Source organism: uncultured Gimesia sp. (assembly GCF_937910335.1).
Classification (GTDB): domain Bacteria; phylum Planctomycetota; class Planctomycetia; order Planctomycetales; family Planctomycetaceae; genus Gimesia.
The window spans coordinates 1-8,116 of the sequence record NZ_CALEMX010000603.1 but is presented as its reverse complement, the minus strand read 5'-3'; the positions used below and the strand labels follow the sequence as shown (position 1 = coordinate 8,116).

Genomic DNA, 8,116 nt, shown 5'->3' with positions numbered 1-8,116 from the left:
GTGTGGGACTAGTTGCATCCAGTTCAAACGTTACATCAAAGAAGGTATTAATGTTATTGTTGTCATGTTCGTCTTGTGCAAAGAAGCTGAGAGTATGAGTGCCGCCTTCCAGAGAGTTTCCACCGTTCAGATTGGTCTGTAACCAGCTACGGGTCAGGGTAAATGAACCACCATTCGCACCACCCGAAATGAGTGGGAAGATATCAACAAAGCTGCCGATCCCGGCACCATCTAGACCCACTTTAAACTGGGTAATTTGGCTTTCATCAGAAATGTTCCCTAAGATGGTTAAATCTTTGGTGATCCCATCCGAATCGGAAACACCAGAATCGATCTGCAAACCAGCGATAATCTGAGGCGCGTCCTGATCCCCGATCAATTCAAATTGAACCGTGGGAATATTTCGGTTGGCATTCATCAGGCTCAAGTCGTTGTTATCGACGTCACCGTCCATATCACCATCCATCTCTGGTCTATAGAAGTTGGTGCCGGGATCTAAACCCAGTTGCTGAACAAGAAGCTGAGTTGTGAAATGGTTATAGCCAAACAGATGCTGGTAGCTGGCGGCTAAAGCATGCCGATATTCGTCATCATTGACGGAGCCACTGCCATCTGAGTCACCTGGCAGGAACACGTCCACAATAAAGCCGCCAATTGCGGAACTTTGCCCCTGCACTTCGATTCGGTATTCACCAGGAGATAAGGTTGCCAGTACCAAAGAGTTCGTCGAGCCAGCATGGTCATGCTCTGAGAGGTTAACCGGAATGAGTGTATTCATCGGATCGTTGGCGTCGAAAATTCGGATCGCTGCAGGATCAAACACGGAGCCGGGAGCCGCTTTGACTTCAAATCCAAGTGTAGGAGAACTACCTGGCCCCACGTTCAAAACCAGATCTGTCGTATCGTTAGGCTGATTGACTGAACTTTCCAGCGAAGCAAGGATATTGCTGGCCAGGAGTGTTCGATCTTCTAACCGTTCGACATGACTTGCATATCCAATGGGGCGTGCTAGACGAAATGGCGAACGACGAGTGACTTTTCGAGTAGACTTACGGCCAAACAATCTTTTCAGGCTCTTCATAATGATTTTTACTCGTAATTGATTGAATAGTGGTCAATTTTTTTATAACTGGCATCAACGGCTAGATTTTAGTGTCAGAATAGTCACTTACTTTGACGATTAAGTGAATTAAACCTAACAGTAAGCCTCGCGTAGGCTCAAAGGATATTCTTCTATGCATACGCGATTTTGGCTAAAGAATGCAGATATTAATGCAGTTTGTTAAATATCTTTGCCCACGCAGTAACCAATTGCAATCAATAATAAAGGCAATTTACGTTGTTTGAGACATCCCGTTCAGGTTATAGGAGCATCATAGAGATCATCACAAAAGTGACAGTCTTGTTCAGTAAGCGGAATGGGCGACAATGATGCTTTAACTCAACGCAATTGTTTAACTTAGGAAACATTTTTGTAAAATGTAATGTACAATTTCCATTACAAATGATACCTGAGTTCTGGTGTGTGTTTGGTGAACAAAATCGTATTTCAATCAAGTCAACATCGACCTACATGTTAAAATAGTGACCATTCACAGATTGAGACGATAGTAGTTGAGGTTAACGTTTAAACTGCGAAATCCGAGTGAAGTAATCACTTTACGAATAATTAGCATATGTCTCCCAATTCTACCCAGCCGAAAAAGAGAGATAGAAGAACCCTTCCACCACCTTCAGATTGTGTCTGGTGAAAGCCTTTTTCAGCGATATGTGAACATAAGATTCGCAGTTTAATAGCCATGTTATCGCACGAGTTGGAATCAAATGCGGATGAAAATAATCTCACAATGTATTGTGGTTGGCCTGATCCTGAGTATTCCCGGCCTCCTTTTCGCGCAGACAGACCGGCTGGGAAATTCAGACTTTGAGAATTCCTTTCTGGCTGAAGATCAAAGTCTTTACCAACCTGTCTCTTTGAATGTGTCGGACTCATCTGACTACGATACAGTAAATAATGATGCCGATCATTGCATTGATTCGATTTGCTTACCTGAATCGCAGTGCAGTAATTTTCTTGAACAGTTTCTGATGCAAAATTCGCCTGTTTACCCCTCCATGAACTCTGAACGAGTCAGAGTCGGTGGCTGGATCGACCAGGGATTTACCGGGAATTTTCAAAAGCCTTCCAATAATTTCAATCTCCCGGTCACATTTAATGATCGCTCAAATGAATATCAGATGAATCAGCTTTATCTGTTCATGGAACGTCCTGTCGATTTTGGTGGCGATGAACTGGACTGGGGATTCCGCGCAGATCTGCTCTACGGTACTGATTATTTTTACACTACAGCGACCGGACTGGAAACACACACCAATGGTTCAGCTCGCTGGAATAGCTCGGATGGACCGAGACGAAATGGACTCAATACCTATGCCATGTATGGCCTGGCAATGCCTCAGCTCTATGCCGAGTTTTATGTTCCCTGGCTGGCTGGCGTCAGTATAAAAGCAGGACATTTTTACACTCCCATCGGCTACGAAAAAGTCACAGCTCCGGATAATTTCTTCTATTCACACTCTTATACGATGCAATATGCAGAACCATTTACTCACACAGGTTTCCTCACAACATTTCAAGTCAACGACCAGTTGCAATTACTTGCGGGGCTGACACGCGGGTGGGATACATGGGAAAATACAAATCACAATCTGAGTTTACTCGCAGGAATCGGATGGACCAGCAGTGACCAGGCTACGACAGCTAATTTTGTGATGACCACGGGAGATGAGGACACTCTAACCAATCCCAGCACCAACCGCACGTTGATCAGTTTAGTGTTATCACATCAATTAAACGATTGTTTGACATATGTTTTCCAGAGTGATTTTGGAATTCAGGATAATGGGCAGATTAATAATCAATTTCAAATCGTTCCTGCCAAATGGTACTCAGTCAATCAATACCTGTACTATGATGTATCGGAAACGTTTGCCTGGGGCGCCCGCTTTGAATGGTTCCGGGATCAAGATTTTTCACGAGTCACGCAGTTAATACCCGCATTTGCTTCAGGCGGGAATTATTATGAATTCACAGTGGGAGCCAATTGGCGTCCGCACCCGAATGTCACAGTTCGACCAGAACTCCGCTTTGACTGGTCTGATACGACTTCTCCCTTCTTCAACATCCAGGGGCCTTATCGAAATGGCCAGGCAGATTATCAGGTGTTGCTGGGCGGTGACGTGATTATTCGGTTCTAAGTTTGTCAGAATATCATCTGATTGACTGTAAATCTAAAAAAGGCAGCTTTTAGATCACTTCGATTTCCTTGATTGCCCTCTAGTGATCAGCCTCATAATAGGGCTCCACGTGCACGACCACTTCTCTTACGGTTGGCCAATCGAGTTGAATCCTGTGTCGAACCTGTTGTGCAATTACGTGAGCATGATCGACGGTCTCCTCAGGATTGACTTCAATATCGATATTCACATGGGCATCCGGGCCAGCAGTCTGAATTCGAACCTTTTCCACATCCAGAACCCCCTCTACTTTCAAAGCTGAAGATTTGACTTGATCAAAATAATTTTGATTTGGAACCTTATCTGTCAGTTCATTTAGATTTTCCCTCGCAGCGACCCACCCTAGATAGACCATAATAACAGCAAGAATCATTGCCGTTATATGATCGATCAAGTGACCATATCCGGGAATTTGACTGGCGATAATCAAACCAAAGGCTGCAACAAAACTTGTGATCGCATCGACTCGATAGTGATACGCTTCTGCGATCATAGCAGAACTCTTTTCCTGACGCGCCATTTTCAGGACAATACGACACGTTATCTCCAGCAGTACAGCAGCAGTTAACGGGATGGTCCAACTGACCCAGCCTATGACTTCAGACTGAGGGTGACTGATGGCGGCAAATAACTGATATGCAAAAGTGCCCGTACCCACAACTAGAATCAGCAGCCCCAACTGAAATCCTGCCAATGGTTCATAACGGCCGTGGCCAAAAGGGTGGTCTTCGTCAGGTGGTTGTTCCGCTATTCGGATCGCAAATAATATGGCCAGTGATGTTAATACATCCGCACTACTTGCCAGCGCATCAACCAGCAGAACGGAATGCCCCAGATACCATAAACCGATCAATTCCATAACGATTACAAAACAACGAACCGAAATTCCAAGCCAGGAAACTTTAATCAACCTGGATGTTCTTCTGTGACGGATGCGCAATACATCATCCGATAACGCCAGAGGTTTCGGAAACATGTCTAACAAAGGAACTTCAGGCAAAGGAACTTCAGGCGGCAAGTTTGAATGATCAGTTGATTCGGAAGCAGCCATGAGAACGACATCACAGTAAACTGAATAAGATAGAATGAAGGCCTGAAATGCCCTACAAGATAATTTCACCGGTTATTTTGAATACGAATTATCTTGATTCGATTGAGAGTATTTAACAAGTGAGAAACGAACTGAATGAAAGAAACTTTTTTGTTTCATGAATTTCATCAAACTTGAAAATACTCAGTCCCTTCTTCAGTCGGGTAGGATTAGAATATCGGGCAAAGCGATTTGATGTTCTTTTACCATAATTTTTGCTGCTGGCCATTGTCCCATAGGAGTGATCAGAATTGTCTGATCCTGCTCTATCAGTATCGTATCACCTGTCATTGCCGGCCCTACTGAAGGATGCCAGCACGCAGCCATACCCGGCGAGAATTTGAATTCACTATTCATCAATATTGAGGTTTCCTCGGGCAGGTATCCCATGATGTCAGCCTGATCGGCGTGCTGCCATTCATCAGCACAATGGTATTTTTCATAGATTCTTTTGACACGGTTCCAGGTATCGAACAAAGCCCAGTCTGGTTGGGAAAAATACATGCCTGTCGCCTGCATTAACAATGCCAGATGATGTGACTTTATAAAACTTGATGGTGGCTTTCCCAGTGAAACAGTTCGCGTAGCCGATGCATATAGTCCATGTTGTGACCCCACGGCAGATATCACACAATAGCGTTCCAGACGATCTTCACCATAGCTCCAGTGGCGGTAACGAATACTTTGACCGTCAACCATGACCTGCAGTCGTTTGGGAAGAACTCCATGCTTCAACAGCCGATGTGACAGGCTCCCTGCTATTTCCTGCTCTGTCAGACCATGTTCTACCCGTCTGGCAGTGGCTTCCACTGCGTGCGCCACAAGCTTTCCCAGATCGCGCATACGCACGCTTTCTAATTCGCTAAATGGGAATCGCATCGACTTTAATTCTTCAGAAACGTTTCTTGTCTGTTCAATACCGCTATCACTGGCCACCTTTCTGCCCTTGCAGAGATCCGTGACCAATTGCGATAAAGGCTCGTACCACGGTCGGGTTTTAATCTGGAAGCCAAGTCCGGGAAGCGCCCGGTCAAAGATTTGATTCGCATCTACATTACTACAGGCTATCAGTCTGGCGTCTTGTGTGATAAAGACTGCAGCGCAACTGTCCCGTGATCCAGAACGCGTCAAATCGGCTCCGGTTGTGAACCAAGCGATATTTTCAGGTGACTGCAGGAGCAATGCATCGAGTTGATTTTGTTCCAGAAAATCAACTACTTGCTGTTGTTTCTGATCAACGTCAGTTGTTCGTCGAGGGTCTGTGGTAGGAATTTCTCCTGAAGAGATAGGTGCCTGCGCATTCACTGCCACGATCGTCATATAGGACTCCCGACTTGAATAATTACATATGACATTTCAGACACACGCAATAAACCACTCGAAATCCGAGTGTTTGACTGTTTAAACTCAATACCGAGTTTTGTATCGTAAATTGTTTAAGTCAAGTGTTTCTCTATGATCTCAAACAAGAAAGCCAAGTTTCTTCTCGATTGACTCTACGACCTCAATTTTCCGACTTTGAAAAGCTGAAATGATTGAAAAGTAATGATGTGATTCTGAACAATTACGATCAGTGGACAGGAGGGTAGCAGCCAGAAAAGGCAAAATAAAGGCAAATATAAGCTTCCTGCATTGCACTCCGTTCCCTGTCTATAAATGATATCACAAATCGAGAGAAATCAAGAGGAATTCAACCAATTCAGAAGAATCAGTGCCTTGAGATCGCTAAAACGAGACGGTATTAAACCAGTATGCGGTTCTGCTAACGGAGCAATCTGCGAATATCCAAAGGGCGGTTCGAGACTTTTTGAATCACCGCCTGTACTTTGGCTTCTTCCTCTTCAAGGTGGGCAAGTACCTCGGAATATTGGATGTTGAGTTTTTGAATCAGCTTTTCGCGTTCCTGACTTGCTAACTGTTCAACTTGCTGAAACATTTTTTGTTTTTGTCTTGAAATTTCAGCTTGAAATGCCAGATGCAAGCCACGCGCGATTTTCTCTCCTAATTCTGACTCCATTCTCCATTCAGGTCGTTCATAAGAACCGGAACAGTGTAGTGTTGCAGAAATCGAATCGATGGAAGCGAGTGTCTGACCCAAAATACTTGCCATTGACTGATACTCAGATTGGGATGCTGCAACTTGAAAACGAACAGGAGTCTGGGTAAATACAAGCTGACATTGAAAATCATGTTCTCTAAAGGAAAGCTGTGATTTGCATTCTGTATGTTCTGCAATCAAATCCAGCGAAAGCTGTTCAGAATTCTCAATTGTGATTTTTTTCTGATGAGGCAGTTTGAACAAAACGACAAAATCGTGAGTGGGATTGTCTTCATAAAACTTAAGTTCTCCCGCAAATTTGATGTCGGCCTCAGCCTCGATCTGGGCCTGGAGAACAATCGGTTTTCTATATGTACTAGGAGATGAGGAAAGTTCTTTGATGGTCCCGATAAAAGGGTACTTCAGTTGATCGACTCGCGCTACACCTGTTAAACGGATCTTTTTAAACAGAGCGTCCGGCGAACTGGAATCACGTCGAAAATTGATCCATTCTCCCTTAATTCGTTCAGGTTCCTGCTCATCTCGGAGAGTTTTAACGGATTGAAGCATCAAGTTCGACCAGCCAAAGACCTGTTCCAGTTGCTGGGACAGGTTTTCGCCTATTAACGCATGCAGAATTTTTTGTGGATCAGGTGAAACAGACTCTACCAGCTGGTCGAGGTTTGCTAAATCATGCTCTTTCGCCTGATCGATTCGTTTGTAATCCTGTTGCGCAATCTGAGGGAGTGTTTTCAGATCTTTACGGATCTGTTTTCCGGCTCTGACAAGTATATCTACACGCTCGGCTGACTGAGTATAAGTTCTGATTTTATCAATCGTCTTTCCTGCCGCATTTTTAACGTTATTTTGTACCGAATCTACTTCCTGTTTGACTTGTTTCAGCCGAGTATCGTATTGTGCAAAGCGCTGCTTCCACTCCTGTTGAATCGTTTTTGAAACACGCACTGTTTCCAGACGATTTGGGTCTAACTCTTCGACTGCTGATTTTTTCAAGACACTCAACCAGGAGTTCCCCAGTTCTTTTGATGTTTGACGAAAGAGTTGGGGGCTGAACTGAAATCCGTTGTCCTGTTTATCTGAAGTATTTTCTGACTGATGATCGTAATCAGATCGGGGCGAATCAAATTCCATCCCCGAGACTGTTGCTTCCTCTACAATCAAATTGCGATACATTAAAGGTTTGCCGGACAATTTCATTTTGATTTGATCAAATGAAACCAGATTGCGTTTGTCATTGGAATGACTGGCAATTCTGACGGGCCCAGTTTTGATAGACGGTGGAAAGAACCCTGTTTGTAGACTTAAGACATCGACTTCGGCTCCAGTAAGCGATTGTCCTGTTCTCACTAAACTCATACGGACCAGAGGATCAAAGGCGAAGGCAAAAAAGGTCCAGATAATAGCAGCCAGTGCGAAACGAGGCAGCAGGTAATTCCACTTCATGAAACTTCCCCTACGATCGCGCCCACTTGTGTACCCCAGAGAAGTTGCACGATTCGATATTTTTTCAATTTATGTGTAAGCAGAGGTGTGTACTTTTCAAACTGTGGATTTGAGATTCGGAAAACCGGGTAGAACATTAATAACCCCAGGATCAGACTTCCCATTACGATGGTGTTATTGAAGTCGGTCCAAGGAGCGAAGGGCACTTCATAGACTGATATCCAGAA

The 8,116-nt window shown here is 44.2% G+C and carries 5 protein-coding genes and 1 pseudogene; 1 reads left to right on the top strand and 5 read right to left on the bottom strand.

The window, feature by feature from the left end; all coding sequences use genetic code 11:
* Positions 1–1,081: hypothetical protein (locus tag Q0668_RS24635; protein ID WP_298869210.1), on the bottom strand; the 1,081-nt coding region annotated here is incomplete at its 3' end.
* Positions 1,082–1,830: 749 nt separating this feature from the next.
* On the opposite strand from Q0668_RS24635, the gene Q0668_RS24630 reads away from it, so the two are divergent.
* Positions 1,831–3,258: a porin gene (locus Q0668_RS24630; protein ID WP_298869209.1), complete on the top strand. Its 1,428-nt coding sequence runs from the start codon at positions 1,831–1,833 to the stop codon at positions 3,256–3,258.
* A gap of 79 nt (positions 3,259–3,337) precedes the next feature.
* Here Q0668_RS24630 and Q0668_RS24625 read toward each other — a convergent pair whose 3' ends face one another.
* The 4 genes and pseudogenes from Q0668_RS24625 to Q0668_RS24610 all read right to left on the bottom strand — a co-directional run.
* Positions 3,338–4,348, bottom strand: coding sequence for a cation diffusion facilitator family transporter (locus Q0668_RS24625; RefSeq protein WP_298869208.1), 1,011 nt, complete (start codon positions 4,346–4,348; stop codon positions 3,338–3,340).
* Positions 4,349–4,543: 195 nt separating this feature from the next.
* Positions 4,544–5,707 carry a M24 family metallopeptidase gene (locus Q0668_RS24620; RefSeq protein WP_298869207.1) on the bottom strand — a complete coding sequence of 388 codons (1,164 nt, stop codon included), beginning with the start codon at positions 5,705–5,707 and terminating at the stop codon, positions 4,544–4,546.
* A gap of 442 nt (positions 5,708–6,149) precedes the next feature.
* A complete protein-coding gene (locus Q0668_RS24615; protein ID WP_298869205.1) occupies positions 6,150–7,889 on the bottom strand; it encodes a TIGR03545 family protein in 1,740 nt (579 codons plus the stop codon).
* Positions 7,886–8,116, bottom strand: a pseudogene (locus Q0668_RS24610) (hypothetical protein); the annotation flags it as partial. The pseudogene Q0668_RS24610 and the gene Q0668_RS24615, both read right to left, overlap by 4 nt.

Bases quoted from the DNA above. Each gene is read 5' to 3' on its own strand.
- Q0668_RS24615 (WP_298869205.1), bottom strand. From the start codon at position 7,889: ATGAAGTGGAATTACCTGCTGCCTCGTTTCGCACTGGCTGCTATTATC.
- Q0668_RS24630 (WP_298869209.1), top strand. From the start codon at position 1,831: ATGAAAATAATCTCACAATGTATTGTGGTTGGCCTGATCCTGAGTATT.
- Q0668_RS24625 (WP_298869208.1), bottom strand. From the start codon at position 4,348: ATGGCTGCTTCCGAATCAACTGATCATTCAAACTTGCCGCCTGAAGTT.
- Q0668_RS24620 (WP_298869207.1), bottom strand. From the start codon at position 5,707: ATGACGATCGTGGCAGTGAATGCGCAGGCACCTATCTCTTCAGGAGAA.